The 26,697-nt window shown below is 57.1% G+C and carries 25 protein-coding genes and 1 pseudogene; 9 read left to right on the forward strand and 17 right to left on the reverse strand.

The window, feature by feature from the left end; translation table 11 throughout:
• Positions 1-643 precede the first annotated feature (643 nt).
• Positions 644-874, reverse strand: coding sequence for a hypothetical protein (locus MST27_RS00005; RefSeq protein ID WP_243603979.1), 231 nt, complete (start codon positions 872-874; stop codon positions 644-646).
• Between the two features lie 510 nt (positions 875-1,384).
• Between MST27_RS00005 and MST27_RS00010 the strand changes: the two genes are divergently transcribed.
• Positions 1,385-2,305, forward strand: coding sequence for a cation diffusion facilitator family transporter (locus tag MST27_RS00010; RefSeq protein ID WP_230724343.1), 921 nt, complete (start codon positions 1,385-1,387; stop codon positions 2,303-2,305).
• 224 nt (positions 2,306-2,529) lie between these two features.
• On the opposite strand, the gene MST27_RS00015 is transcribed toward MST27_RS00010, so the two are convergent.
• The 4 genes from MST27_RS00015 to MST27_RS00030 all read right to left on the reverse strand — a co-directional run bounded on the left by MST27_RS00015 (position 2,530) and on the right by MST27_RS00030 (position 5,059).
• On the reverse strand, positions 2,530-2,991 hold the full coding sequence (locus MST27_RS00015) for a methyltransferase family protein (RefSeq protein ID WP_230724342.1): 462 nt from the start codon (positions 2,989-2,991) through the stop codon (positions 2,530-2,532).
• Between the two features lie 4 nt (positions 2,992-2,995).
• Complete coding sequence (locus MST27_RS00020) at positions 2,996-3,676, reverse strand: DsbA family protein (RefSeq protein ID WP_230724341.1); 681 nt, start codon at positions 3,674-3,676, stop codon at positions 2,996-2,998.
• Positions 3,673-4,086, reverse strand: coding sequence for a disulfide bond formation protein B (locus MST27_RS00025; RefSeq protein ID WP_230724340.1), 414 nt, complete (start codon positions 4,084-4,086; stop codon positions 3,673-3,675). The genes MST27_RS00020 and MST27_RS00025 overlap by 4 nt, the downstream gene beginning before the upstream one ends.
• A 517-nt stretch (positions 4,087-4,603) precedes the next feature.
• Positions 4,604-5,059 (reverse strand): DUF305 domain-containing protein, encoded by a 456-nt coding sequence (locus MST27_RS00030; protein WP_230724339.1) that lies wholly within the window; start codon positions 5,057-5,059, stop codon positions 4,604-4,606.
• Between the two features lie 380 nt (positions 5,060-5,439).
• Between MST27_RS00030 and MST27_RS00035 the strand changes: the two genes are divergently transcribed.
• Positions 5,440-6,420 carry an IS5 family transposase gene (locus tag MST27_RS00035; protein WP_243603980.1) on the forward strand — a complete coding sequence of 327 codons (981 nt, stop codon included), beginning with the start codon at positions 5,440-5,442 and terminating at the stop codon, positions 6,418-6,420.
• Positions 6,421-6,781: 361 nt separating this feature from the next.
• Here the strand turns inward: MST27_RS00035 and MST27_RS00040 are convergent, their stop codons facing one another.
• The 9 genes from MST27_RS00040 to MST27_RS00085 form a co-directional block, all read right to left on the reverse strand.
• The gene (locus MST27_RS00040; protein WP_243603981.1) at positions 6,782-8,449 is read right to left on the reverse strand and encodes a hypothetical protein; all 1,668 of its coding nucleotides are present in this window, start codon (positions 8,447-8,449) and stop codon (positions 6,782-6,784) included.
• 105 nt (positions 8,450-8,554) lie between these two features.
• Positions 8,555-9,928 carry a heavy metal sensor histidine kinase gene (locus MST27_RS00045; protein WP_003292645.1) on the reverse strand — a complete coding sequence of 458 codons (1,374 nt, stop codon included), beginning with the start codon at positions 9,926-9,928 and terminating at the stop codon, positions 8,555-8,557.
• Positions 9,929-10,018: 90 nt separating this feature from the next.
• Positions 10,019-10,249 carry a hypothetical protein gene (locus MST27_RS00050; RefSeq protein WP_003292646.1) on the reverse strand — a complete coding sequence of 77 codons (231 nt, stop codon included), beginning with the start codon at positions 10,247-10,249 and terminating at the stop codon, positions 10,019-10,021.
• A 313-nt stretch (positions 10,250-10,562) separates the two neighbouring features.
• Positions 10,563-10,880 carry a co-regulatory protein PtrA N-terminal domain-containing protein gene (locus MST27_RS00060; RefSeq protein ID WP_003292648.1) on the reverse strand — a complete coding sequence of 106 codons (318 nt, stop codon included), beginning with the start codon at positions 10,878-10,880 and terminating at the stop codon, positions 10,563-10,565.
• A gap of 138 nt (positions 10,881-11,018) precedes the next feature.
• Positions 11,019-11,375 carry a copper-binding protein gene (locus MST27_RS00065; RefSeq protein WP_230724336.1) on the reverse strand — a complete coding sequence of 119 codons (357 nt, stop codon included), beginning with the start codon at positions 11,373-11,375 and terminating at the stop codon, positions 11,019-11,021.
• On the reverse strand, positions 11,372-14,536 hold the full coding sequence (locus tag MST27_RS00070; RefSeq protein ID WP_243603982.1) for an efflux RND transporter permease subunit: 3,165 nt from the start codon (positions 14,534-14,536) through the stop codon (positions 11,372-11,374). Before MST27_RS00070 ends, MST27_RS00065 begins: the two co-directional genes overlap by 4 nt.
• Entirely contained in the window at positions 14,533-15,984 is a 1,452-nt protein-coding gene (locus MST27_RS00075) for an efflux RND transporter periplasmic adaptor subunit (RefSeq protein WP_230724334.1), read from the reverse strand. The genes MST27_RS00070 and MST27_RS00075 overlap by 4 nt, the downstream gene beginning before the upstream one ends.
• On the reverse strand, positions 15,981-17,234 hold the full coding sequence (locus tag MST27_RS00080) for a TolC family protein (RefSeq protein ID WP_230724333.1): 1,254 nt from the start codon (positions 17,232-17,234) through the stop codon (positions 15,981-15,983). Before MST27_RS00080 ends, MST27_RS00075 begins: the two co-directional genes overlap by 4 nt.
• A 557-nt stretch (positions 17,235-17,791) precedes the next feature.
• The gene (locus tag MST27_RS00085) at positions 17,792-20,155 is read right to left on the reverse strand and encodes a heavy metal translocating P-type ATPase (protein ID WP_081002777.1); all 2,364 of its coding nucleotides are present in this window, start codon (positions 20,153-20,155) and stop codon (positions 17,792-17,794) included.
• Between the two features lie 228 nt (positions 20,156-20,383).
• On the opposite strand from MST27_RS00085, the gene MST27_RS00090 reads away from it, so the two are divergent.
• From MST27_RS00090 to MST27_RS00100, 3 genes and pseudogenes are all read left to right on the forward strand, one after another.
• Positions 20,384-20,857: an HAD family hydrolase gene (locus tag MST27_RS00090; RefSeq protein ID WP_230724332.1), complete on the forward strand. Its 474-nt coding sequence runs from the start codon at positions 20,384-20,386 to the stop codon at positions 20,855-20,857.
• Positions 20,836-21,264, forward strand: a pseudogene (locus tag MST27_RS00095) (S16 family serine protease); the annotation flags it as partial. The gene MST27_RS00090 and the pseudogene MST27_RS00095, both read left to right, overlap by 22 nt.
• Positions 21,265-21,455: 191 nt before the next feature.
• A complete protein-coding gene (locus tag MST27_RS00100; protein WP_230724517.1) occupies positions 21,456-21,764 on the forward strand; it encodes a hypothetical protein in 309 nt (102 codons plus the stop codon).
• A 44-nt stretch (positions 21,765-21,808) separates the two neighbouring features.
• Here the strand turns inward: MST27_RS00100 and MST27_RS00105 are convergent, their stop codons facing one another.
• Positions 21,809-22,255 (reverse strand): hypothetical protein, encoded by a 447-nt coding sequence (locus MST27_RS00105; protein WP_003292632.1) that lies wholly within the window; start codon positions 22,253-22,255, stop codon positions 21,809-21,811.
• 104 nt (positions 22,256-22,359) lie between these two features.
• On the opposite strand from MST27_RS00105, the gene MST27_RS00110 reads away from it, so the two are divergent.
• Both MST27_RS00110 and MST27_RS00115 read left to right on the forward strand, forming a co-directional pair.
• Positions 22,360-22,650 carry a helix-turn-helix domain-containing protein gene (locus MST27_RS00110; protein WP_003292631.1) on the forward strand — a complete coding sequence of 97 codons (291 nt, stop codon included), beginning with the start codon at positions 22,360-22,362 and terminating at the stop codon, positions 22,648-22,650.
• A gap of 166 nt (positions 22,651-22,816) precedes the next feature.
• Positions 22,817-23,416 (forward strand): DUF6088 family protein, encoded by a 600-nt coding sequence (locus tag MST27_RS00115; protein ID WP_015275564.1) that lies wholly within the window; start codon positions 22,817-22,819, stop codon positions 23,414-23,416.
• Positions 23,417-23,443: 27 nt separating this feature from the next.
• Here MST27_RS00115 and MST27_RS00120 read toward each other — a convergent pair whose 3' ends face one another.
• Both MST27_RS00120 and MST27_RS00125 read right to left on the reverse strand, forming a co-directional pair.
• Complete coding sequence (locus tag MST27_RS00120; RefSeq protein ID WP_476756120.1) at positions 23,444-23,908, reverse strand: DEAD/DEAH box helicase; 465 nt, start codon at positions 23,906-23,908, stop codon at positions 23,444-23,446.
• 133 nt (positions 23,909-24,041) lie between these two features.
• Positions 24,042-24,545, reverse strand: a complete 504-nt coding sequence (locus MST27_RS00125) for a hypothetical protein (RefSeq protein ID WP_243603983.1) — start codon at positions 24,543-24,545, stop codon at positions 24,042-24,044.
• 216 nt (positions 24,546-24,761) lie between these two features.
• Here MST27_RS00125 and MST27_RS00130 point away from each other — a divergent pair, with 216 nt between their 5' ends.
• Together MST27_RS00130 and MST27_RS00135 are read left to right on the forward strand one after the other, a co-directional pair.
• Positions 24,762-25,178 (forward strand): polyribonucleotide nucleotidyltransferase, encoded by a 417-nt coding sequence (locus MST27_RS00130; protein WP_243603984.1) that lies wholly within the window; start codon positions 24,762-24,764, stop codon positions 25,176-25,178.
• A complete protein-coding gene (locus MST27_RS00135; protein WP_243603985.1) occupies positions 25,178-26,092 on the forward strand; it encodes a cation diffusion facilitator family transporter in 915 nt (304 codons plus the stop codon). The genes MST27_RS00130 and MST27_RS00135 overlap by 1 nt, the downstream gene beginning before the upstream one ends.
• Positions 26,093-26,697 lie beyond the last annotated feature (605 nt).

Consider the following 26,697-nt stretch of genomic DNA (forward strand, 5'->3'; position numbering starts at 1 on the left):
TGCGACGGTGGTGATCGGGGGGATTCTTTCCTCAACGGTGCTAACGCTATTAGTACTTCCGTTGCTCTACCAGCTGGCTCATCGGCGCGAAGAGGAATTGGAGGAGAAAGAAATCGTGCTAGCCGCTAATAGAACGAGCTAGAGATTGAATGGCGGCACACAACGCCCCGTTGTTGCTAGCTAGCGAGAGCGGGGCGCGCTGGTTATCGGAGCGCTAAGTTTCATCAGCGGCGCAGCGGGCAGCACAGCCTTTGTGGCGTAGGTCTAATGCATCTAAGCGGTGAATAGAGCTTACTCAGTGCTTGGTGCGTCTAAATACGCCTTCTCGACTGATGGCTTTCATCCACGGTGAGCTGACGAAGGATTGTGCAAGCAGCGGCTGACCTGCCCCGGTTGGCAGCAAGGCGATAGCTAAGACAACGCCCCTGCGGAGGTGAAGCAACTTCCATCAGCAACAAGCAGGTCAGGCTATGGCGGCGTGACTTAATCGAAACGGGATCTACGAAAGCCGGGACGATTCACTGGTAGTGATTTAGCAGGCAATTATGGAAACAAAAAAAGCGCCCCGAAGGGCGCTTAGACTACACCTGCTTCCTATGGAGCTCGGAAGCTACAGCAGTAGATATTGTTCGGAGTGAAGCGGTTAGTCAGCTTTTTTTTCTTTCTTGCTTTCCGTATTGTTCTGATCTTGGCTAGTATTCTTGACCTCTACCTCGTCTGCTTTTTTATCGGCAGATTCGGTTCCATGAATTCGCTTTTGGTCTGCCCTGAATTGTTCATTCATTTTCATCGAACGGTCGTAGCCATCTTCTGCATAAGACAATACGGAGGCGAAGATTGCCGCCCCAACAACGAGAGATTTCAAAAAATTCATAGGGCAGTCCTCGTAAAATTCAAGATTGGCTTGTTGAGCTTTATTGGGAAGCTCTATAGGTTCAAGCGAATTTTGCGTGATTGAAGATAACAGCAGCGTGAGCCAAACATTACAATACTGAAATGTACTGATCTGTTTACAGCCACATGAGGCCGCCATCTATATGGCATTGCCGTCATCAGTAGACACGCCCATCTTTCAGCCTATTAAATCAGCGAAAGACATGATACTAAGATTACAAATTCGTCATCTTCAGATCACATCGCATAGCCAAGTTGCTAGCCGGCAACGTTTTCTAGCGTTTGGAAGAGCGGCCAGTTATCGCCACGCAGAAGGCGGCGACGCACTTACTTGCGCCACGGTGGTCGCATTTTTGGAAGGGGGTCTGAAAGCGAGCTTTTTCCATGTCTCGCGGTACAAATGGGCTAGTGTTATCTATCCTTGTATGTGGAAGGTCTTATGACTTTCCTGCCCAATTCTTAGTTAAACTTTTAACGGGAGGTTAGATCGGTGGGCCATGAACACAACCATAACACCGAAGCCATAGGCGATAAGCGACTGATTGGTGCTATTGGCGTCAATGTTTTATTAACACTGGCGCAAGTAGTCGGTGGGATACTTTCTGGTAGCCTATCGCTAATAGCTGACGCGCTACATAACCTGAGCGATGCCGCGTCGTTGGTTATCGCGCTCATCGCACGTAAGATCGGTCGCAGGCCTCCAGATGCGTTTAAAACGTTTGGCTACCGGCGCAGTGAAACCATAGCGGCGTTGATCAACTTGGTCACGCTGATTATTGTCGGTCTTTACCTTATCTATGAGGCTATAGGCCGGTTGTTTGCCCCGCAGCCCATTGAGGGTTGGACAGTGGTCGTAGTGGCGGGAATAGCCTTGATTGTAGACATCGTCACGGCCATGCTCACCTACACGATGTCCAAGGACAGCATGAATATAAAGGCGGCCTTCATGCACAATGTGTCTGATGCGCTGGCATCCGTCGGCGTTGTTGCAGCCGGGACATTGATCCTTCTGTATGGCTGGTACTGGACGGATACTGTACTGACATTGATGATCGCTGGTTACGTGCTGTGGCAGGGGTTTAGCATGTTGCCTAAAACCATTCATTTACTAATGGAGGGCGCACCAGAAGGCGTCTCCGTAGCCGATATAATCAATGTCATGGAGAAAGTGAACGACGTAGAGAGCGTCCATCATGTACATGTTTGGGAAATCGCCGAACATACAATTGCATTGGAAGCACACGTTGTCATAAAGAAGGCTAGTCTGCCGGATATTGAACGCGTGAAGACTGATCTAAAGCGTGTACTGCATGATCAATTCGAGGTCAGCCACTCGACACTTGAAATGGAGCTAGACGGCAGTGTTTGTATCGACATCAGGCAGGCCGACAGTCATCGAAGCGAGGCATAAGCCTGCTTTGCGCTTACTATTAACACCGGGCCGTGAGCTCGATATCAACGGAGCGAGCACCACGAATAGCACTCGGTACAGTTGACGCTATGCCCTCGAACAGAGTCATGCTTACAGCATGCAATCGAAGTAGCCCGTCACGAGAGGGTCAGGCCAGAACGTGGGCACCTCCGACAGGCTGGCGCGACCGAGCAAGCCCTCGCCAATCTCTCTACCGCAGACGTTCAGAGCCAGCGGCGGACTTGTGCGCGGTAGCGAGCGAATGATTCGCCGAACAGCGCTTCCAGCGCCGACTCTTCGGGTTCGATCTGGAAACGGTTCATGTAGAGCACGAAGGCAATTACGCCCAGCAAGGTAAGAGGCGAGGCCAGGACCAGCGCCCAGGCCGTCAGGATGATGGCGAAGCCCAGGTACATGGGGTTGCGGCTGTGCCGGTAGATGCCAGCCTCCACCAACGCCGAAGCCTGCTGCGGCTGCAACGGATTGACCGTAGTACGTGCGCGGTGAAACGACAGTACGCCGGCAATGCACACACCAAGCCCCAGGGTCAGTACCGGCAGTGCAAAGATCAGGCGCGCGGTCCATGCCAGTTCGATGCGCGGCAATCCGGAGGCCGCCAAACCCATCAGCAGAGCGATCAGGCACACCACCAGCAGCGGCGGCACGCGGTTATCTAGCGCGCTCACAGCATCATTCCCGTGCCTTGGCCACTTCGCTGCTCACCAACCGGCGCAGCGGTTCCGGGCCGAACTCGCTGAGTGCACGACCATTGACAAAAAAAGTCGGGGTGCCACGAACACCAACTGCCTTGACGTCCTGCATATCCGTTTCTAGCACGGCGTCGACGCTAGGCGTGTGCATGTCCTGACGGGCTTGTTCCAGATCGAGGCCAACGCGCTCGGCAGCGGCCCATGCCTCCGCCACCTTGGGGTCGTCGTGCCAACCCGGCTGGGCCTTCAGGACCGCCTCCAATACTTGCTCATGAAGATTTTGCTTACGCGCCGCCTCCAGCATCCGCGCCACCTCTTCGGAGCCCTGATGGAACAGCACATAGCGAAGCACTAGACGTACATCTTTCGGGTTCTCAGTGAGGATTTGCTTCACATAGGGATGGAAGGCGCGGCATGCCTCGCAGGAAGGATCGAAGAATTCGACGATGGTCACCGGCGCCTGCGCTGGCCCAAACACCGGCGAGTGGAAGCGAACCAGTTGGCCGCCGCCCAGCTCGGATTTTCTCTCGGGCTCTTGCACTGTCGAACCGGGCGCCTGGGCCTGTTGGGGCGACTGCGAGGACGAGTAGAAGAATACGGCGGCGGCGAAGGCGGCCAGGATCACAACGCTGATGATCAGAACCACGGAATGGCGATTCATTGGGTGGTTCTCCGGCGGATGAGGATGAGCAGGATGGCGATCAGGATAAAAGCGAACAAAGCGAGTACCGGCAGCGGCACCACGCCGAACACGGTCATTTCCGCTCCTGAGCAAGATGGACCGGTGGCTGTGCAGGGCTGGATCGGCTGAGGGATCAGCCCTGCATAGAGCAACGTGTGAGCGAATGCCAGCGCCGCACCGATAGCAGTCAGTGGCAGAGCATAGCGCCAGATGCCGAAATCCGAGCGGTAGCAGGCGATGGCTAGGATCACCGCCAGCGGAAACATGAAGGCACGCTGGAACCAGCACAACACACAGGGTGCCTGGCCCATCACTTCGCCAATGAATAGCGCGGAGAGGGTCGAGACCAGTGCCACTAGCCAAGCTAGCAGCAGCAGGTTCCAGGCCATGCTTGGAGGTTGAAGAGTCACTGCGGTTAGCTCCTAGCGATGGCGAAGACTCGCGTCAGAAGCGCCACCCAGTTGATTCGGAACATCATGCGTCCTCTTATCAGGCCTGTTTAGGCTGTTGCAGGCTTCGCATGCGTATCCGGCTGACGTTGCACAAAAAGCGAAAAGCAACCACGCGGCCCTCTCCACTACCGAACTCACGCTGGGTTATAACCGATGTCAGTGCGAGAAGCTTGCCCCTGTGCAACGAGAGGGGATCAGGACGTCGAGGGCTGGATGGAAGCCATCCAATAGCATTGTACTTCGCGATGCTGGCGACCGCTGCCATTGCCGGTTTGAATTCTGAACAATTCACCGATCTGGCGGCGCGCTGCTTGTCTTACTGACATCCCGCATCGATTACGTGGTGGTCTTCACCCACTTGGGCAAAGAAAAAGTAGGTAAATTTCGCCGTTATACCGACATAATCTGCAGGGAGTACGACTTAGAGCAAAAGGATATTCGATTCATTTTTGTATCAGTTTGTCCCCTCTAGGTCCTTGATCAAGGACTTCATCTCTGCAATTTCTCGGCGCTGAGCGTCGATGATTTCGTCAGCTAATTTGCGGACGCGGGGGTCTGAAATCTGAGCTCGTTCGCTTGTCAGGATGGCTATCGAATGGTGTGGGATCATGGCCTTCATGTAGTCCGTGTCGTCTACCGTCGCTTGCCCACGTACAAGCCATAGTGCTATGGCAAAAGCCACTGCACTTCCTGCAAATATCGCTAGATTTACTGATTTACGCATATACATGTTGAGCATGAATGCGAGCATGACCACTGCCATTACCGCGCCCATCACCAATGCCATCCAAGCGCGGGTCTCGCTCCAAAAAACATGCTCGAGCGAGTAGGCATTTAAATACATCACGCCATACATAATGATCGTCGACGTGGCTACCATCGCTGCAAAGCGCCAGTAAGACATTTGCATGTAATTAGACCTCTTTATAATGATTGCTGGTGAATCGCTAACTCAAAGTGTTCGCGCAGCCCTGCCCGGAAGTGGCTTTCGAATGCCACTCCTAAACGGACAAGCCGAAGATGATGAGGTTTCGATTTTTTTCAGAAGCTTACAAAAATGTAATCTCGCTAGTCTTAAAGCGCTTCCACGCTCTGGGACTTACTGACTCTGGTGTAAGCGTAACGGCCCATTTAACTAATGAAACGTTAATAAGATTACGAAGACAGTACCAAAAGCGCCCTGTATCAATTGGGCCAGTGCGTGAAAAAAGCGAGCCCCACTTAGGGAAATCCTGAAGAAGACTTCCCGTTTCTGGTGAAATACGCCGATCCCGTTGCCGGAGTTTCCCGATGAAGCAGATGACCTTTGCCGACGCCGAGTACGCCGGTAAGCGCAAGCAGACCCGTAAGGAGTTGTTCCTGATCGAGATGGATCAGGTGGTGCCGTGGACGGGTTTGGTTGCCCTGATCGAGCCGCACTACCCCAAGGGTGAAGGCGGCCGTCCGGCGTATCCGCTGATGGCGATGCTACGCGTACACCTGATGCAGAACTGGTTCGGCTACAGCGATCCGGCGATGGAGGAAGCGTTGTACGAGACCACGATCCTGCGCCAGTTTGCCGGGCTGAGCCTGGAACGCATTCCCGACGAAACCACCATCCTCAACTTCCGTCGCTTGCTGGAGAAACACGAATTGGCGGCTGGGATTCTGGCGGTGATCAATGGTTATCTGGGCGACCGCGGTTTGTCGTTGCGCCAAGGCACTATCGTCGATGCCACGCTGATCCATGCGCCGAGTTCGACCAAGAATCAGGACGGTAAGCGCGACCCGGAAATGCACCAGACGAAGAAAGGAAACCAGTATTACTTCGGCATGAAGGCCCACATCGGCGCCGATGCCGAGTCCGGCCTGGTGCACATCGTGGTAGGGACGGCAGCCAACGTTGCAGACGTTACCCAGGTCGACAAGCTGCTGCACGGTGAGGAAAACATGGTGGGTGCCGACGCGGGTTACACCGGCGTCGAGAAGCGCCCGGAACATGAAGGCCGGGAGGTGATCTGGCAGATTGCGGCCCGCCGCAGTACGTACAAGAAGCTGAGTAAGCGCAGTGCGCTGTACAAAGCCAAGCGCAAGATCGAGAAATCCAAGGCCCAGGTGCGCGCCAAAGTCGAGCACCCGTTCCGGGTGATCAAGCGCCAGTTCGGTTATGTGAAGACACGCTTCCGTGGCCTGGCGAAGAACACGGCGCAGCTGGTGACATTGTTTGCCCTGTCGAACCTGTGGATGGCGCGCCGGCATTTGCTGACGAATGCAGGAGAGGTGCGCCTGTAATGTGGGAAATGGCCGCTGAGAGGTGTTCGCGGCGGCTAAAAACTCAGAAATGAGCGGATGACTTGATCGATTTTGGTCGAATCGCCGCTTCTAAAATTGGCAAGGGCAGAAGTCGGCCGGAAACACAGGGCTACTTCAGACCATCCTTAGGTGACCTTTGAGTCTTGAGACACGGCTATTTTTGATTTACGAAGCCAAAGAGCAATCACGTTACTCTTACATTAAACCGATCGAACGGTACAAATTTAGCGTTCAGCATTGGCTATGTTCTTGTCGGGCCTGGCCGTAGGGCTAGTACTCGCACATTGGATGTGTGACGGCGAAGACAGCCGTAGCTATGGTGGCGTGCGGGACAGGCCCATTACTCACGCTGAAACAACAGACCTTCGATTCGATCGTGTTCTTCCGGGGTTGGCAGGGCAGATGAATCTACATTGTCATCGCTATCCGACTCGTCGTTTTTCGGCGAACCACGTTCAGGGTGGTAACCACCAGCTGCGTCGAACGCTACCCAGCCGTACCATTCACGGATGACTTTGGATGGCTGGCCGTTTTCCATTGCCACATACCAGTCCGCCAATCGGAAGCGCTTACCGGCAAGTTTCGAGGTAGCCCTTTCGGCACGAACCAACGCCAGATAGAACGGGTGCGGCAGCTCCTCTACGGCGCCGTTTTCGTCGAGCAAGAAAGTGAATGAGGTGTGCGTCCGTTGCTCTGTGGAGCCGGTTCGCTCCTGTTCCTCGCTTAAGGTAAACACAGGAGCAAAGCCGCCACCCTCCGTTCGAAAGTTGGTCGTTTGGCCTTGGTAGACCCTGGCAGCGTTCCACTGCACCTCGCCAGCATAAGCGTACGCGCGCAGGTCAAACTTCATTGGTCGTACCTGAGGGTCGGCGACGGTTCTACGCTCGCCAGGAGCTATAAGGGACTGGGCCAAGTAGTTTCCGCCAATGATTTCCTCCCAAACCCGCTTGGTGAGCTTGTCTCCTCGGTACGCACCGCGACTACCAAACCCGCTGACAGGCTTGAAAAAGAGGCTACGGCGGTTTTGCCAGAGGTGCTCCGCATTGCGATGCTCGACAGGAACCGTAAGCGGGACGTACTGGGCCAATACGGCTCGGACTTGCTGATCGACGCCAATCTCTTCCAAAAAACGTGCGTTGGTTAGGTCAACCAACCGGCGTTTGTCGGCATAAAGGGCATAGGCCTGAGGATGTGGCGTTACCGTCACGACATCAGCCAAATAAGCGCTGCGCAGCGCGCTGCAATTGTCGCCTTCCAGATAGAAATCGGTGAGTCGGTTGTAGACGAGATCCACAGGCTTCCCGTCGACCAAGAGGCACTCGTTGTGAAAGGCCAGATCGGCTGGGTCCGCGATTAGGCAGTCGATTCCTGCTGACTCGAATAACCGCTGAAAAAGAAGGAACTCCGGATACAGGTATTGGGCTTGTGGGCTTTCATCCAAGATCACCACGCGCGTGAGCGGACGTGGCTCGCCGCTCGTAGACCATTCCTGGGCGAACATATCCAGAATCGAACGCTCGAAGCCGCCGGGTCCTTCCTGACCTGGCGAAAGCCCGACTACGCCGCTGCAACAACTACGCTGCGCGCGGGCGAGCAATACGTTTAGCATCGCTCCGCCCGCATTTGTGTTTATTTCGATGAGCCCAAGCTTGTCATCATCCAGATGGAAGTCGTAGCCAAAGAAGACGCCGCGCGCGCCCCGAGGATCGTGTCGGGCAATAGGAGGTGCAGAATCCAGAGCATGCTCACGCCAACCGGGCGAGCTCACGGTCTGCTCGATGGCCTGAATAACCTCATTAACCTGGCGCAGCCGCAAGGATGAAACAAAGACCGGTCGTGCTGCAAACACATGAGGGCAACGTGACTTCAATAGCTCCGACAGCTCTGAATTCCCAAGCTGTTCGGTCAATGAGTTTACGAGCGCAGCTTGATCTAGGCTTACGCAGAAGCACGCTTCGTTGAGCGCTGCGGCTGTCGTACCGCATTTTCTCGATGAGGACGCTTGCACGGGAACCTCCAGAACCAAACATACAGCTTCGAAAGTCTCGGCCTCTTTCGGTTCAGCCTGGCGTTTCTATGAGCGTAGGTCAGGGTCGTTGCTGGCACTCTGCCATTAACTAGACATAAGCTTTGGAAGCGTCATTGTGAAAGTCGTATGCCCCTCAGCTGATTCGCAAGCGATGCGCCCTTTGTGCGCTTCGACTATCGAACGAGTGATAGCCATGCCGAGGCCCGCATTCATGGTGGTTCCTTCGCGCCTTGCGGTGTCGACCCTATAGAATCGATCAAACACTCGGGCCTGAAGCTCGGCTGGAATCGTTGTGCCTCGGTTGGATATGGCTGTGCAAACCGAGCCACCGCTCTCGCTTATTTCAACGCTGATGGTGCTGCCTTCCTCTGCATATCGAACTGCGTTAGAGACTATGTTTGAGACGGCCCGTCTCAGCATCGATTTATCGCCATGTACCGATCCATCGCCTGAAAGCGCGATTTCTACCTTTTTGTCCTCGGCTGCAAGCTCGTAATATTCGATAACGCTCGCGGTAATCTCAGCCATGCTGGCATCTTCGGCATTGGGCGTAATCTTCCCGTTGTCCGCCTTGGCGAGGAATAGCATGTCATCGACCATCTTTGACATGCGCCTAAGTTCTTCGAGGGCGGAATACAAAATGTCTTTGTAGTCGGTATTCTCGCGGTCGCGCAAGAGCGCGACCTCCATTTGGGTAAGCATGCTGTTCAGCGGCGTTCTTAGCTCATGCGCGATATCCGCTGAGAAACCTGACAATCTGAGAAAAGAGTCGTCCAAGCGCGAAAGCATTTCGTTGAAGTTGTCTACGAGTTCATGCAGCTCGCCTGGCACCGACTCAGTTGGAATTCTGGTATCTAAGCAGTGGGCGGTTACCGTAGAAGAAGTCTTGGACAGTTCGTCTATTGGTTTTAAGCCTTTCCTGATCAGAACAACACCTAACGCGCCACTCAGAAGTGCACTAACGACAAGCGTATAAGCAAACCACTGCTGAATCATATCGAAGAAGTGGATTCGGTGCGTTACATCCAAAGCCAAATAGATAACAGTGTCCTGCCCTTCTACCCACCGATTTACTTTTCTGGTAATTCCGCTGTACTGGTGGCCACCGAAACTTACCGTCCAGCGTTCCTCTTGGATGTCTGTGACAAGAGGTAGCAAGCTCTCAGACAGATTGTGATGGGAGTAAACCGTCTTACCGTCTACTACAACCGCAGTCGCGAAGCCAAAGGAGTGCTCAATAACGGCATCGATCCTTGAAGCGGTCTCAGGCCCGAATGCTGAGCTGTTGAGTAGCGTACGCTCTACTGCAGCGGCCTTTTCATTAAGCACTTGTGCATCTTTGCGTTCGAAATGGAGCTGACAAAAATAATTAAAGCTGATTGCGGCCGCCAGCAGCACAACCGTAACCACGAGCATGAAAGCTATCGCCATTCTGCTCGTCAGTGACACTTTTCCCATCAGTACGGTCCTGGTTAGGCCATCAAGCACAAAAAAGCAGGTGGGGCACCCCCCACCTGCTTCGATCATTGTTACTCACACCCTCATATCCTATGCTGCGTCTGGATTTTCGCCATTTTGCGAGTGGTCGGCTTTGGCGGCCCCCATCATCTCACGACACTCTTTCATCATTCCACGCATGTCACCCATCATTTCCATATGCTTGTCGCCGCTCATCATGCCGGTTTCTGAATGGCTTTGGTCCGCTTTATCTGCCGCTGCGAAACTCAGTCCGCTCGCCAAGGTGATTGCGATTGCTGTAACGGTGATGGCCTTTCGCATGTTAAATCTCCAAGTTCAGTGGGTTATTCGCTTTTGCTTAACAAGGTGTTTTCGCCAACGTTGGGCTCCTTGGGCTTGTCGCACTTACCGCTAGACATATGCTTCATGCATACGACCATCATCAACAAGCAGGGCAAGAGAAAGAGCAGGCTTGGCAGCGTTGTTGCCAACGCCGCAGTGCTTTGGTTCAGTAGCATGTAGCCAACCACAGCTGCGGTTAACCCCGTTACGACCGGATTGCGCTGCAGTACGCTTTTAATCTTAGATATTATGCTGCTCATCTAACTATCCCTCGGATATTAAGCTTGGCAGATTAGCCATTGTTCACGCCAACTGGGGTGCTCAGGAACTCTACCGTATGGATCTTCCCGTCGGGGGTCTTGACCTTCATCTCATACGTCTGGACTTGGGCACTAGTTCTATAGTTTTGAATCATTCGAGTCGTGCCGGTCGCCCCTGCAGGTGCGATGCTCAGCACTTGACCCTCTTTGACAAGCTCCTTAAGGGTGGGCTTTGCTCCTGCCGAGTCATTTAAGCGATTCAGCGTACGTTCGCTTCCGCCTTCGGCCATTGCAAGCGAGGAAGCAACGGTCAGAATAAAAGGAACGATTACTTTGGTTATGCGGTTCATGGTTTGCACCTCTTGGTTAGTTGATGCCTGTAGATTAAAGGCTTGCTACTTACAAGAAGCTGTTGCCAAGGTTACAAAGCGGTAATCGCTTCATTCTCGTGTTGGACCGCCGCGCCTGCGGCGGTCGCTTTCTGCTCTTTACTGCTTTTCGATGCGCGTAATGGTGGAATCCATACCTTTCGAGGAGAACTCGAATTCGACCTGGTCCCCTTCTTTCAGCGTTTGGAGCTGATCAGGCTTCGCTTTGAAGCCCATCGTCATAGAAGGCCAACCCAGCGCTTCGACCGGGCCGTGTGCAATGGTCACGGTGCCGCTCTCGGTGTTTACTTTCTTGACTGTGCCGATGGCTGTAGCGGTCTGTCCCGCCGACTTCTGGTCCATTGGCATGTTCATGCCTTTGTGATCCATCGGCATGCCGCCCATTGGCTCCTTGTCGGCGGCATAGGCGACTGGCACCAGGAAGAGTGAGGCAAGGGTGATGTGCTTAATGTTCATGGATGTTCTCCAGTGGGGTTGGTTGCTTGCTGGGTGGTAACTCGCAATTGCCGGCGGCGCATCAGCAGGTAAGCTGCCGGCAGAACGAACAGGGAGAGCAAAGGGGCGGTGATCATCCCGCCCACCATGGGCGCGGCGATGCGGCTCATGATTTCGCTGCCGGTTCCGCTACCCCAGAGGATGGGCAGCAGACCGGCGATAATCACTGCTACGGTCATGGCCTTGGGGCGCACCCGCTGCACAGCGCCTTCGCGGATTGCGTCGAGCAGTACGCCTTCGCCATGGGCTCCCGCGTTAACCCGATCTGTCCATGCGTTCTTCAAATACAGCAGCATAATGACGCCGAACTCAGCAGAAACGCCTGCCAGTGCGATGAAACCGATTCCTGTCGCTACCGATAGGTTGTACCCGAGCAAATAGAGGAACCAGACGCCACCGGTTAGGGCGAATGGCAGCGTGGCCATGATCAGCAACGCCTCCCCAAAGCGCCCAAACGTGAGGTAGAGCAAGACAAAAATGATGAGCAAGGTAGCCGGCACGACGAGCTTCAGCTTCGCGTTAGCTCGCTCCATGAATTCGAATTGGCCGGAATAGCTGATGCTCATGCCGGATTCGAGCTGGACCCCTTTGCTGATCTTTTCCCTCAGATCGCCCACCACAGCCGCCATATCGCGGCCACGAACATCGACGTAAACCCAGCCCGACAGCCTTGCGTTTTCGCTTTTAAGCATGGGCGGTCCGTCTGTCACCTGTACTTTGGCCACGGTCCCCAACGTGATCTGGCTGCCTTGCGGCGTGTAGATCGGTAGGTTGCGCAGATCGGATATCGAGTCGCGCCACTCGCGGCCATAGCGGAGGTTGATCGGATACCTGGCGAGCCCTTCCACGGTTTCACCAATGGTTTGACCACCGATGGCACCGGCCACGATCGATTGCACGTCCGCGATATTCAGGCCGTAGCGTGCGGCGGCGACACGATCGATATCCACATCGATATACCTGCCGCCGGTCAGTCTCTCAGCAAGCGCCGAACTGACCCCAGGCACCGTTTTGGCGATTTTTTCCACTGCCTGGGTGGCTTTGTCGATCTGTGCCAAGTCAGTGCCATACACTTTCACCCCGATCGGGCTCTTGATACCCGTCGCCAGCATATCGATACGGTTTCGAATCGGCGGGATCCACAGATTGGCTAATCCAGGTACCTGTACGGTGCGATCCAACTCCTCAACCAGCTTGTCAGGCGTCATCCCAGGGCGCCATTGATCCTTCGGCTTGAACTGAATGGTCGTCTCGAACATTTCCAGCGGGGCGGGATCTGTAGCGGTGTCGGCTCGACCAGCCTTACCGAACACGTGTGCAACTTCTGGAACCGTTTTTATGAGCCGGTCCGTCTGCTGCAGTAGCTCAGAAGCCTTCTGAGCGGAGAGGCCTGGAAGCGCAGTGGGCATATAAAGGAGGTCACCTTCATCCAGCGGGGGCAAGAACTCCCCACCAAGGCGAGAGGCCGGCCACAAGCCTGTCAGGAAGACCAGAACAGCCACCAGCAGAGTCATCTTGGGCCAGCGCAGTACCGCGTCCAGGGCCGGCTTGTAGATCCAGATGAGGCCACGGTTGAGTGGATTACGGTGTTCGTCAGGGATTTTGCCCCTGATCCAATACCCCATGAGCACCGGAACCAGCGTGACAGACAGGCCCGCGGCGGCTGCCATTGCATAGGTTTTGGTGAACGCCAGTGGACCGAACAGCCGGCCTTCCTGCGCCTCCAGGGTGAACACTGGTATGAACGACAGCGTGATGATCAGCAGGCTGAAGAACAGTGCCGGCCCCACTTCAACAGCCGCGTCAGTAATGACCTTCCAGTGCTTCTGGCCCTTCAAGGTGGAGTCAGGATGCCGCTTGTGCCAGGCCTCAATGTGCTTGTGGGCGTTTTCGATCATGACGATTGCTGCATCGACCATCGCTCCGATGGCGATCGCGATGCCACCCAACGACATGATGTTGGCGTTGATGCCTTGCCGCTGCATGATCACAAAAGCAATCAGGATGCCGATCGGCAACGACACGATGGCGACCAACGACGAGCGCAGATGCCACAGAAAAATCGCGCAAACCAACGCAACGACAATGAACTCCTCGATGAGCTTGTGCGTGAGGTTTTCAACGGCACTGTCGATCAGCTTGCTACGGTCGTACGTCGTGACGATTTCGACGCCTTGGGGCAGGCTCGCTTTCAGCTCATCCAGTTTGGTCTGAACGGCAGCGATGGTTTCCCGAGCGTTCTTGCCGCTCCGCAGGATCACCACGCCGCCGACTACCTCACCTTCACCGTCAAGCTCGCTGATGCCCCGGCGCATTTCCGGGCCGAGCTGGATATGCGCAACGTCCCCTAGCGTCACAGGCACGCCGCCGTCGAGACGCAAAGGAATGGCTCGAAAGTCTTTGAGTGTCTTGAGATACCCGGTCGCACGGACCATGAACTCGGTTTCTGCGAGTTCCAGAACACTCCCGCCGGTTTCACGGTTGGCTTCATCGATCGCCTTTGCAATCTGCTGCTGCGTCACGCCCCTGCTTGCCATGCGCACGGGATCCAGTACGACCTGATACTGCTTGACCATCCCGCCTATGGGCGCGACTTCCGCCACGTTGGGCAGTGTCTTGAGCTCATAGCGCAGGAACCAATCTTGCAAAGAGCGCAGCTGCGAGAGGTCATGTTTGCCCGTTCGGTCTACCAAAGCATATTGGTAGATCCAGCCGACACCTGTGGCGTCAGGGCCCAAAGCGGGTTTGGCGGCGGCGGGAAGCCGACTCTGCACCTGACTCAGGTACTCCAGCACCCGAGAACGGGCCCAATAGAGGTCGGTGCCGTCCTCAAACAGGACGTACACGTAGCTATCCCCGAAGAAGGAGTAGCCGCGGACCGTCTTTGCGCCGGGGACAGACAGCATGGTCGTCGTCAGTGGGTAGGTGACCTGATTCTCAACGATCCGGGGCGCCTGCCCGGGGTATGGCGTGCGGATGATGACCTGAACGTCGGAAAGGTCTGGCAATGCATCAACAGCGGTGTTTTTGACCGACCAGACACCCCAAGCCACCGCGAACACAGTAGCCAGCAGGATCAGAAAGCGGTTGGCCACTGACCAGCGAATTATGGCTGCGATCATGGCTGGCCCCCCAGCTTCTCGATGTGCTCAATGACCAGGCCCTCTTCGCTTTCACGCGCGCCGACACGGACGTGATCGCCGGTCTGCAACTTTGTTAGGAGCGATTGATCTGCAACCGGAAAGGACATTGTCATCCCAGGCATGTTCAGCGTCTTGAACGGCCCATGCGACAGGCCAACCATGCCATCTTCCAGGCTGACGATCGTACCTTCAGCCTCGTGCAGCGCAGGTTCTGTAGAAGTTGCAGGCTCCTCCAAACCCTGAGCGGTCAGCCCGCGTAGGCTCGCCTCTGAATCCAGGAGAAACTGACCGGACGCCACGACCTTCTGACCGGCTTCCAGCCCTTCAAGCACCTCTGTCTGGTCATCGAATTCCCGGCCTGTGCGAACCTCAATCGGGCGGTAACGGCCTTGATCCTCGGCCAGCATCACCAATGCGCGCCGACCGGTGCGAATGACCGCCTCGGACGGGATGACCAAGACATCTTCGACGTTGCGACTCAACGTCACCTCGGCCGTCATGCCGGGACGAAGCCGTTGTTGCGGATTAGGCAGTTCAACCCGGACGCGCACAGTACGGCTATCCAAGTTGGCTTGTGGTAGTACGGCCTGGATCGTCCCTTCCAGAACTTCACCTGCAAAGGCCGGGAGGCGCGCGTTGACCAGCTGCCCAGGCGCCACATTTGCAACCTGCGCCTCAGGCACCGCAACCTCTAACCATACCTTTTCCAGCCCATTAACACGTGCCAGAGACGCACCAGTGGATACGGTCATGCCCTCGCGAACGTCGAGGCTGTTCAGCACGCCGCCTATTGGACTCCTCACTGTCCAAACAGGGCGCGCTTTACCAGTTCGTTCTAGCTGCACTATGACTTCTGGCGGCATGCCAGCAAGGCGCAACCGCTGGCGAGCCGCTGCGAGCAGCTGGGGTTCGCCAATCCCTTTGAGCGCCAGGTACTCTTCCTGTGCGGCAACCCATTCGGGAACCAGCAGATCGGCTAACGGCGCGCCTTTTTCGATGACATCCTCCGGTGCTCGGTCGTAAACGCGCTCGACAAAGCCACCGGCACGCGCCTGCACAACCGCCACGTCTCGCTCGTCAAACATCAATGCGCCTGTCGCTTCAAGCGATTGGCTAATTGACTCACGCGTTGCGGTCGCCAGGCGCATGCCGAGATTCTGCGTCACGCTCGGGTCGATGCTCATCGAAGCTCCGTCGCCTCCCTCATCGGCATACCGCGGGACAAGCTCCATGTCCATGAAGGGGGACTTCCCAGGTTTGTCGAACTTTTGCTGGGGCACCATAGGGTCATACCAATAGAGAACTTCCTTACCTTCTTTTGCAGGCGATTGTCCGAAGGCTGCGGTAGACAGCCCGAATAAGGCTGTAGCGCTAACCATCAGCGGGAGGCTGAGGACGAGTGCCAGCCGCTTGAATTGAAAGGTCATGGTCGGGTATCTCCAAAGGCGAAATGCAGGCGGGCGTTGCTCAGTGATCGGTCGCGGGCCACGTCGATCTGCCGCAGCCGGGTCTCGACAAGCTGGCGGCGCGCATCGATGACAGCGATCAATACGCCTTTCCCTGCGCGGTAGTCGGCCATGGCAAGGCGGACTTTTTCTTCAGCGAGGGGGAGAAATGTTTGTTCGAGGCGAGTAAGTGCTCGATCCAAGCGTTGGTATTCAGCCAGGTCTGCGGCCAGCTCCTGGTTATGCATACGCAACGTTGCCTGGCGCTGCGCCTCGATCTGTGTGAGGCGAGCTCGCTCGGCCGCGATCTTTGGATCTTGTCGAGAGCTGGTAAACAGCGGCAGGTCGAAGCTGACGCTGAGATTGACCATGTCGCCGTACTCCCGGCCACGACGCAGATAATCAACTCCCCAACTCCAGTCCGGTGTTTTCTCAGCGACGGCCTGGCGAACTTTAGCCTCAGCTTCACGAGTCATCGGGTCGAAGGCGAGCAAAGCCGGATGGCGGTTCAGGTTGTGCTGATAGTGATCAACGTCGGTATGCCATCGCGGCCAGTCGCCTGTAAGCGGCTGGTCTGCTGGCTCGCCTATCCAGCGGCGGAGGTCGGCCCGCGCAACAGCCTGGTTGCGCATCAGCTCATCCTCTTGTTCCGCAAGCAATGCTGCCTCTTGCTTCGGAAGTACGCTGTCTGCGGTTTGGCCACTGCCGCCAGCAATGCGCGCCTGAACAGCCCGAAAAAGTAGCTGATTCTCGCTGTAGAGCCGTCTGAAAAGGCTCAGCTTTTGCTCGACTGCGAAACTAGCGATCCATGCCTCGGCGGTCGCCTGGCGCACGCTGAGACGTTCAATCGTTTGCTGAACATTTGCGAGCGCAACACTAGCCTGCGCAGCCTCGACACGGGCGCGCCTTTTCGCTCGGTTTGGCACATCTTGCATGACCCCGACCATTTGCATGGTCATGGCCTCTTGGTCCAATTGCCAACGCGAGTCACCTTCAATGGGAACGTTTTGCAGCCCAAGCCTAAGTTTAGGGTCAGGCAGCTCGCCGGCAGGAATTGCAGCGCTGCGTGCGGCTTTGAGATTGGCGGCTTGCGCATCCAGCGAAGGCGCGTCTTGCTCGGCCAAACTCAGGGCTTGTTCTAAGGTTAGAGCTGACGCGAACTCGGGGAATGAGAGCGCGCCGATGATCAAGGCGGCCACGTAGGGAGGCGCCCAGCGGATACGGGATTTCATTTAGACAGGATTCCTGATCTTCCATGCGAGCCGAAGGCGCGCGGTAGCCGGCCCGAATGCTCACATCCGGGCGGTTCCTAGAATTTGATCGGAATCAGACGCGGGGAGGATGCCAGACGGCGTCCAGATGGCGAGAAAGTACCTGGTCGTTATAGGGCGTATTAGCCGGCTTACCCGCAGGGACCAGCTGCGCCTTTGCAGCAACGATCTGAAGAAGGCTGACAGTTTTACATTCTTGTCCCGTCTTGCAGACGGTCGTCTTCCCTTGCTCATGCCCTTCACAGCACTCGGGCTCAGCGCCGCTGACGCCAGCCATCGACGCGTGGCTGGCTGCCATAGCCTCTATGCCTACCCTATCAGGCATTACGTGATGCGCTGACGACCCAACCGGCATGAGCAATTGCGCCATCCCGTTGATCGGAAGCGCGAGCACTAGCAGCAGGACAAGGAAGGAGCGCATGTAGGACTTCATATTTCCAGCTTACGGGGCAATTCATGAGCAATCAATGAGGCTTCGGTCGCTTCGCAACCGAAGCCTAAGCCTAAGCCGACAGGCTTCAAACTACACGCGTTTGACGGAGCCGGAGTGCGTTGAACACAACCGATGCTGAGCTGAGGCTCATGGCTAGGGCAGCAATCATCGGAGACAGCAACAGTCCGAAGAACGGATAGAGCAGACCTGCGGCAATCGGGATGCTCAACCCATTGTACATAAAGGCAAACAGAAGGTTCTGACGCATATTGCGAACCGTCGCCACCGAAAGCGTGCGCGCGCGCAGTATCCCCATCAGGTCACCTTTAACGAGCGTAACTTGGGCGCTGTTCATGGCGACGTCAGTGCCCGTGCCCATCGCTATGCCGACATCAGCCCTGGCGAGCGCCGGCGCATCATTTATTCCGTCGCCTGCCATGGCGACTACTTTACCTAGGGCTTGTAGCTTAACCACCAGCGCCTCCTTGTCCTGCGGCTTCACTTCGCCATGCACCTCATCGATCGATAGCTCACGAGCCACCGCGCGGGCAGTGGTAAGCCCGTCGCCGGTGGCCATGATGACTTGCACGCCCTCCGCTTGGAGCCGCGCTACAGCTTCCTTGGAAGTCGGTTTGATTGGGTCCGATACGGCCAGCAAGCCGGCAAGTGCCCCATCAACAGCCAGGTACACAATGCTGGTACCGCTCTCGCGCATTTTTTCTGCCTGATCTCTCAACGGCTCGACGCTCACACCCGCATCTTCCATAAGCGCGGTGTTGCCTAGTTGTAGCTGCTTGCCTTCCACCAGACCACGGACTCCGATACCTGACCCTGACTCGAAGGTCTCTGGCTTCGCCAGCTGGATACCTTCGCTTCTGGCATGGTCTACGATCGCGTGGGCTAGGGGATGCTCACTACCTTGATCCAAGCTGGCAGACAAACGGATGACTTCCTGCGAGTCAAACGGCGTGACGCCTATGGCCCGATCGAAGACAGGTCGGCCCTCGGTCAAGGTTCCTGTTTTATCGACAATCAGCGTGTCTACCTTACGGACGTTCTCGATGGCGCCTGCGTCTCTGAAAAGCACTCCGCTTCCAGCCGCTTTGCCTGTGGCAACCATGATCGACATAGGCGTTGCAAGGCCAAGTGCGCAAGGGCAAGCAATGATCAGAACCGCAACTGCATTGATCAGGCCGAATACCCAGCCCTGCTCGGGTCCAAACAGGCCCCATGCAAAGAATGTCAGCAAGGCGATACCAATGACCGTCAGCACGAAATAACCCGCAACCGTGTCCGCCATTCGCTGCATGGGTGCTTTGGAGCGTTGCGCATTCGCAACCATCTGGACGATTTGTGAAAGCATAGTCCCGGAGCCAACCCTGGTGGCTCGCATGACAAGCGAGCCGCTCGTGTTCATCGTCGCGCCGATAAGCGAATCGCCTGTCCGCTTCGTCACCGGAACCGGCTCGCCCGTTAGCATGGATTCGTCGACGGCGCTCTCGCCCTCTAACACCTCTCCATCAACGGGTACCTTTTCACCAGGACGAACGCGCAGATGGTCGCCCTCGTGAACATGTGTGAGCGGGATGTCCTCCTCGGAACCATCCTTGGCGATACGGCGAGCTGTTTTGGGTGATAAGCCAAGCAGGGACTTGATTGCGGAAGATGTCTGAGAGCGGGCCTTCAGTTCGAGCAGCTGACCTAAAAGCGTCAGTGAAATGATGACCGCTGCGGCTTCGTAGTAAACGCCTATCCGGCCGCCCACAGTGAATGACTCTGGAAATATGCTCGGTAAGACGGTTGCTACGATGCTGTAAATATACGCAGCCCCTGTGCCAAGCCCGATCAACGTCCACATGTTTGGGCTGCGATGCTTAACTGATGCGAAACCGCGCACGAAAAATGGCCAACCTGCCCACAAGACAACCGGGGTCGTAAGGGCTAGTTCAACCCAGTTCTGGCTAGCGCCGTGAAACAGCGGTATCGCATGTCCCGCCATTGCCAACAGGGTTACTGCTACGGTCAGGGGCAGAGACCACCAGAATCGCTTCGAGAAGTCCTTGAGTTCGGGATTCTCCTCCTCGTCGAGTTCAGGGATCAGAGGTTCCAATGACATCCCGCAGATAGGGCAATCACCTGGACCCATTTGGCGGATCTCAGGGTGCATCGGGCAGGTGTACTCTGTCGTTGCATCACCGGCGGGTGGTTTCTGTGCGGGTGGGGTAGATGCCCGAGAGGAGGTCCCATGAGCCTGCGGTGCAGCGAGATATCGAGCAGGGTCGGAACGAAACTTGGTCTGGCAACCCTGGCTGCAGAAGCGGTAAGTGCTTCCCTGATAATGCTCTTGATGCTCGCTATCCTCTTCCACCTTCATCCCGCAGACGGGGTCTGTGAGTGCTGCAGTACCTTTCGTTTGGTCGGGCTGGTGATGGCACTGCTGAGAGGACATACGGGGCACCTTATGGATTGGTTAGCGACGAACTTGGCCTATTGCAGGGACATTTGCGGTTTTTCAATGCTTGCAGCGTCTGACAGCCAATATATGCAAAGCGTCCTGACCAAAGGCTGAAGTAACCATTACATTTCTGTCAGGTTCTCTGGTATGTCAGGTCGTATGTATGTTGAAGCGAGCTGCTGAAAAAGTAGCTCGCGCAGATACCGCCTGCTGGCCTAGCCTATGCCTCCATTGTTCGATGCTCGGCCGCTTCATTTTGATGAATACCGAACCGTGCAAAAGCCTAAGCGCAGGTACTCTGTTTTGATAGAAGCCGTAATTTTTGATGTCTATGGCACGCTCCTGCAAATCGGTGAACGGCGGCGGCCATTTCGCAACCTCTTAAAACAGGCACGCAGCCGAGGTCGTCAACCTAGGGCCGATGATGCCAGGACATTGATGACACAAAACGTGGGGCTGGCCGGCGCCGCCAATCTGTTTGGTACACAACTAGGTAACGTTGAGCTTGCTACTCTGGAGCTTGATCTCTACGCGGAACTGGCAAGCGTGCGTCCCTATGATGACGCTCTGCGGGCACTGGAAAGCCTTAAGAGAGCGGGGCTAAAAGTGGCCGCCTTGAGCTACAGGTCACCAAAGGCTCTGGAAAGCTCGCCACCTCTGGCCTCTGGAATTCCAGCATTGCCAAGGAGCAGGTGAAGATTGCCTTTGACTACTTCAAGGCAAATGCTTCGCGCATCAGTGCCTCGGCCAGGGTTCTAGAACATGATTTCCACCTGCATGTGGTGGAATTGCAAAACACTGGTCCGCTGACCCACATGGCACTCGCTAGCTTGGTAGCTTTCGCCTCCGGCTTGCTGGGGCGCCCCGCCCAGGGGCAGATGGTAGTACTGGGCGATATGAGCCTGGGAGGCAACATCACTCCAGTGGAAAGCATTGCGGAGTGTCTGCAGGTGGCTTTTGATGCGGGCGGCAAGCGGGTCGCGTTGCCTATGAGCAGCGCGGTGGATCTGCCAACCATCCCCCCAGAACTGTTCACCAAGTTTCAGACGAGTTTTTACGCGGATCCCGTCGATGCGGTGATCAAGGCTTTAGGTGTGGATTGAGCTTCGAGTTTTAGATTTGTACCGAGCAACGATGACGCCCTGCTTTCCAGGCTATGAGATCTGTCCCGGGCTGAGTGGACACTGACTTAAGGTGGATGTCGTCCAAGGGCCCCTCTCCTGGGGTAAATGGTGACGGTCTGCAGGTAAATTGAAGAGGTCGCCAGGCAAGGGCTCTGTCACCGCTGGAGGTGCTGTTCGTGAAGCATTTTGTTATTTTGCCGACTGAAACGGTCGCAGACATTACCTGTGATGTGTGTTGTCAGAGTACTCGCGTTGAAGGTCATGGTTTCCAGTTTGGAACCCTTCAGGCTCATTGGGGGTATGGCTCCAAGCATGATGGCGAGCGTTATGAGGTGCATCTCTGTGAGGCCTGCTTTTTCCGAGCGCTGAGTGGTCTCCGCCGCGAGCGTATGGTCAACACCATGTTCGACGAGAATCCCGATAGGACTGGCGATGAGTTCGGCCTTGTGCAGCGGAGCGAATTCTGGAAAGACAACTGAGCTCGGTTCAGATGGGACTATGGATACGGGTAGGAAGTGGGGCGTTAGCCTCGCAGATGTAATGCAGCAGAGAAGATCACGTGTTTACTAATTCGACTGCCGAGAGACTGACACGCTGAGGTTGAGTACGTGCGATCTCCCTCCACTCGGTACTGGTGCCCAAGCTCGCTACCTTGTGCATCACGAATTGAAAGGATCTCCAGTAACGGCTCCATCAACCAGCGACCCACCTCGTTCATATGCCCGGGACTCACAAGATACGCCTGCTCCAGCCAGGCGTGCTCGGTCTGCGCAGCTATGACCTGTTCCAGCAATGGAACCGACGGAACCATTAGCATGCTTCGAAAGGCCGCGTTTCCATCGTCCTCAACGATCTGCAGGTAGAACCAGGGCCAGGTCATCTCTAGCTCGACATATGACCAGAACTGCACGCCATCTGGCGCTGTTGAGAGCCCAGGAAGCAGTTCCGCATTCCGACTGGTTTTGAACACGCGCCAATCTCCTAATGATAATTGTACTTGATTGATGAACAATATATTTTGTAGTCATATATTGTTCAATCGCGCTTCATCGTTCCATTTTGCGGAGCAGCAAAATGGAAGTCCGGGATTCGTTCGGGAAAGCGTTGAGGCTCGTGCGGCAGCGTAGGGGGCTGGCACAGGAAGATTTCTCGCTCGTTAGCAGTCGTACCTTCGTCAGCATGCTGGAGCGCGGGGCAACGAGCCCGACTCTCGAAAAGCTCGATAGCCTCTGCACGGTGCTCGACACTCACCCTGTCACCCTCTTGGCCCTGACCTACTTGCTTGGATCCGAAGCTCCTGAAAGTTTTGAGCAGCTCCTGGAGAAGGTTGGTGAGGAGTTGAGAGCTCTAGTCGAACCTGACTGATTACTCAGCGAGGCTGTGTGAGGGGCCGGTTCCGTGGCCGCACAGTGAGTGTTGATCTTGCTGTCCCTCTGTCCCCAGTGGCTGGCCTGGAGGTCCTGTTTTTGGCAGGGCTTATAGTTTTTGTGGGCGTCAGAAAATATGTGGATTCTGACTTTTTGGGGCTCATATGTCCGTCGCGCAAGCTATTTTAAATCGAGTCAAGCACATGCCAAAGGGGAGGCCATTTGCCGGCGCGGTGTTCGCGCAGGTCGGTTCCCGTGCGTCGATTAATAAAGCGCTTTCTAGGCTGGTGCAATCAGGCACGCTGGAGCGAGTCGCTCGCGGTGTCTACATGCGCCCCAAAATGAGCAAGTACACCGGCAGGGTGGTGCGCCCGAGTCCGCTGGCTGTCGTGGAGGTCATCACGAAGGCGAACGGCGAGACGATCCAGATACACGGCGCGGAGGCTGTTCGGAGGTTGGGCCTCAGCACACAGATGCAGGTGTTGCCGACCTTTTACACCAGCGGATCTACTCGCGAGATCAAGGTTGGCAATGCGGTGGTTCGCCTCCGCCACGTATCCAAGGACCGCTTGCAGCACGCCGGCACGACGGTAGGTGTGGCGCTTACTGCTCTCTACTACATCGGGAAAGAAGGGCTGTCCGCTAATGTGGTTTCCAAGATTGTTAGTGCGCTGAGCGGCGAAGAGCTGATGAAGCTCCGGGCCTGCAAGATGCCGGAGTGGATGCGGTCGGCATTGCGCTTTGCTGCCAAGGAGATTGAGTAGTGCGCAATAGCACCTACCCGACTCCACCTACTGGCAGCAACCAAAGCCTGAGGCGAGACGTGGCTGGCTTTTCTGACAAGACAATGTGACTTCCTGCGCATTTAGCAAAACGTGAAACTCATCGAAGATCACCAGGCCAACGCCGTCGAGCGCCGGATTGTCCTGCAGGCGCCGCGCAAGGATGCCCTCGGTGACCACCTCGATACGGGTGTTCGGCCCGACCTTGCTGTCCAGGCGGATGCGGTAGCCCACGGTCTCGCCGACCGTCTCGCCCAACTCACTCGCCAGGCGCTCGGCCGCCGCGCGAGCGGCCAGGCGGCGCGGCTCGAGCATCAGGATCGACTGCCCGGCCAGCCAGGGCTCGCCCAGCAGCGCCAGCGGAACGCGCGTGGTCTTGCCGGCACCGGGCGGCGCCTCGAGGACCGCCTCGTCGTGGGACTGCAGGGCCCGGCGCAGCGCCGGCAAGGCTTCATCGATGGGCAGCGAATTCATGGTCACTCGCGATGGGCGGGGCGCCGGAAGACTGCAACCGGAACCCCGCGGAACAGGGAAGCGCGCAGTTTACGACCTGTAAACGCACCGCTTCAGCCTGTTTTTTCGCCGCATGACCGTTTGAAGCATCGCCTCAGTTGACGCTGTAACCGCGCCCGGTGAGGCAGGCGCTGAGCGCGCGCCGGTAGGTGTCAGCCGTGGTTGCTGCCGGCGCGGACTGCGCGGTCGCCGGGTCGAAGCCACTCTGGCCCACCGCCCAGCTGTGGCATTCGTAACGGTCTCGGCTCTGCTGCTCGGCGCTCTGGGCCTTGGCCGGGTAGGCGATCACGTCGTAACGCCCGGCCTCCCCGACCTGCACCGCCGGCGGCGGGCTGGCCGGCTCGTAGCGGTTGCGATCGGCGTTCCACAGGTAATAGGTTCCGGCGGCGACGAAGTAGAGCATGCTGCCGACCCATAACTCACGTGCACCGGCAGGCAGTCCATGACCGTGGCGTGGTCCGGGCTGGACGTGACGGTAATCCGGGCCTGGCCGCCCGTGTGCCGCCGGACCATGCCCGGGTGGCGCAGCGAACGCCGGAAAGCTGAGGACGAGGGCGAGCGCGGCAACGAAACTTGCGTGTGAACGGGAACAGGGCATGAGACGCCTCCGAAAGACGACGGGGTTGTGGCGTCGCGGATTATCGGGGGGCCGCCGCTGGCGAATCGTCAGCCAAACGTAAGGTCTAGGTAAAAGGTGTCGCGCTCCCGTAGGCCTCGCCGCGCGGCCTGAACATCAGTGCACGACGAGCGGTCTGATATCGCGAAAACATCACGCAGCCCTTGTATAGTTGCGCCACTTTTCCAGGAGGTCCCTATGCGTACTCGTTCCCGTGTCATCGGCGGCGTGCTGGCCGTCTCCCTGTTCACCCAGTTGAGCGCCTGCGGCACGCTGTTCTACCCCGACCGCCGTGGGCAGATCGACGGCAAGATCGACCCGGCCATTGCCGTAGCCAACGCCATCGGCCTGTTGTTCTACGTCATCCCCGGGCTGATCGCCTTCGGCATCGACTTCGCCACCGGTGCGATCTATCTGCCTGATGACAACTACTCCATGGCGCCGGAAAAACTCCAGGAAGCCATCGGCGCCGACGGCGTGGTCGACCAGGCCAAACTCAAGGCCATCATCGAAGCGGAAACCGGCCGCAGCCTGCCGCTGGACGATCCGCGGCTGATCCAGCACACCGGCAGCGTCGAGCAACTGGCCGCCTTCGGCCTGCGCCCCGCCGCCTGATGCAGCAAGCCGGCGAACGGCGCAAGGGCGTCAGCGCCGACCACGCACGGCTGATGCGCCGGGCCACGCGCCTGGCGCTCGCCGTGGCCCTGACCCTGGCCGCGTGCAAGGCGCTGGCCTGGTGGCTGAGCGGCTCGGTGAGCCTGCTGGCCGGCCTCACCGACTCACTGCTCGACGGCGCCGCCTCGCTGCTCAACCTGCTGGCGGTCCACTACTCGCTGCGCCCGGCCGACGAGGACCACCGTTACGGCCATGGCAAGGCCGAGGCGCTGGCCGGGCTGGGCCAGGGCGCCTTCATCTCGGTCAGCGCCATTCTTGTCTGCGTTCAGGGCATCGACCGCCTGCTGCATCCCGAACCCCTCGGGGCCCCAGCGCTGGGGATCGCGGTGATGCTGCTGTCGCTGGTACTGACCATTGCGCTGCTGCTGTATCAACGACACGTCGTACGCGAAACCGGCTCGACAGCCATCCGCGCCGACTCGCTGCACTACCGCTCCGACCTGCTGCTCAACACCAGCATCCTCGTTGCCCTGGTACTCGCCGGCTATGGCCTGGAGCGCCTGGACGCCGTGTTTGGCATCGCCATCGCGCTGTACATCTTCTGGAGCGCCCTGAGCATCGTGCGCGAAGCCGGCGCGGTGCTGATGGATACCGAGCTGCCGCCCGAGGTAAGCGAAGACATGGGCCGGCTAGCCTGCGGCGTTCCCGGGGTGGTCGGCTGCCACGACCTGCGGACCCGGGTTTCGGGCACCCGCTGGTTCGTGCAGATGCACCTGGAGCTGCCCGGGCAGCTGCCATTGATCGAGGCGCACGCCTTGTGTGATCAGGTTGAGGCGGCGATACACGCCAAGTATCCGAGGGCGGAAGTGCTGGTGCATGCTGATCCGCTTGAGGTGGTTAGGCCGCACCCATAAACCTCGCGTAAAGCGCGCAGGTGCGGCGCCCCGCCCAGTGCTCACACAATTAGCCCGCGCTCTGATAGCACGGGTTTCGCCCTGCTGGGCGAGTAACTTTTTCTTGAGTGGCCAAGAAAAAGTAACCAAAAAGAAGGCCACCCCAGCATTCGGGTTTTGCTGCGCAAAACTTCCCTCCCTCCGGCGCTGCTCCCGGGGTCGTCGCGAAGGGACATCCATGTCCCATCACTCCTCGCTCGGCATCCATGCCTCGCGCCCCCCTGCGCAGCGCCTACGCTCGGCCTCCTGAAGGGGACTGGGGTCCGTGTCGTCTGAAAACTCTAAGATTGATAACGGAGCGCTTCGTTATTTTGTTAGTTAACGACCAAACCAGCATACGACTCCGAACGCCCCTTTCAGGAGGCCGAATGGAATCGCTGCGTAGAGGGGCGAGCGGCATGGATGCCGCGAGAGCCGTGAAGGGCCAGGGATGGCCCTTGCGCGGCGACCCCGGGAGCAGCGATGGAATGAGGGAAGTCTCGCGAAGCGAGACCCGGATGCAGGGGCCAGACCTTTTGGTTTCTTTTGGGGCGAGTGCCAAAAGAAACTCGCCCAGCAGGGCGAAA

The sequence above is a fragment of the Stutzerimonas marianensis genome, from assembly GCF_022810315.1.
Taxonomy (GTDB): Bacteria; Pseudomonadota; Gammaproteobacteria; order Pseudomonadales; family Pseudomonadaceae; genus Stutzerimonas; species Stutzerimonas marianensis.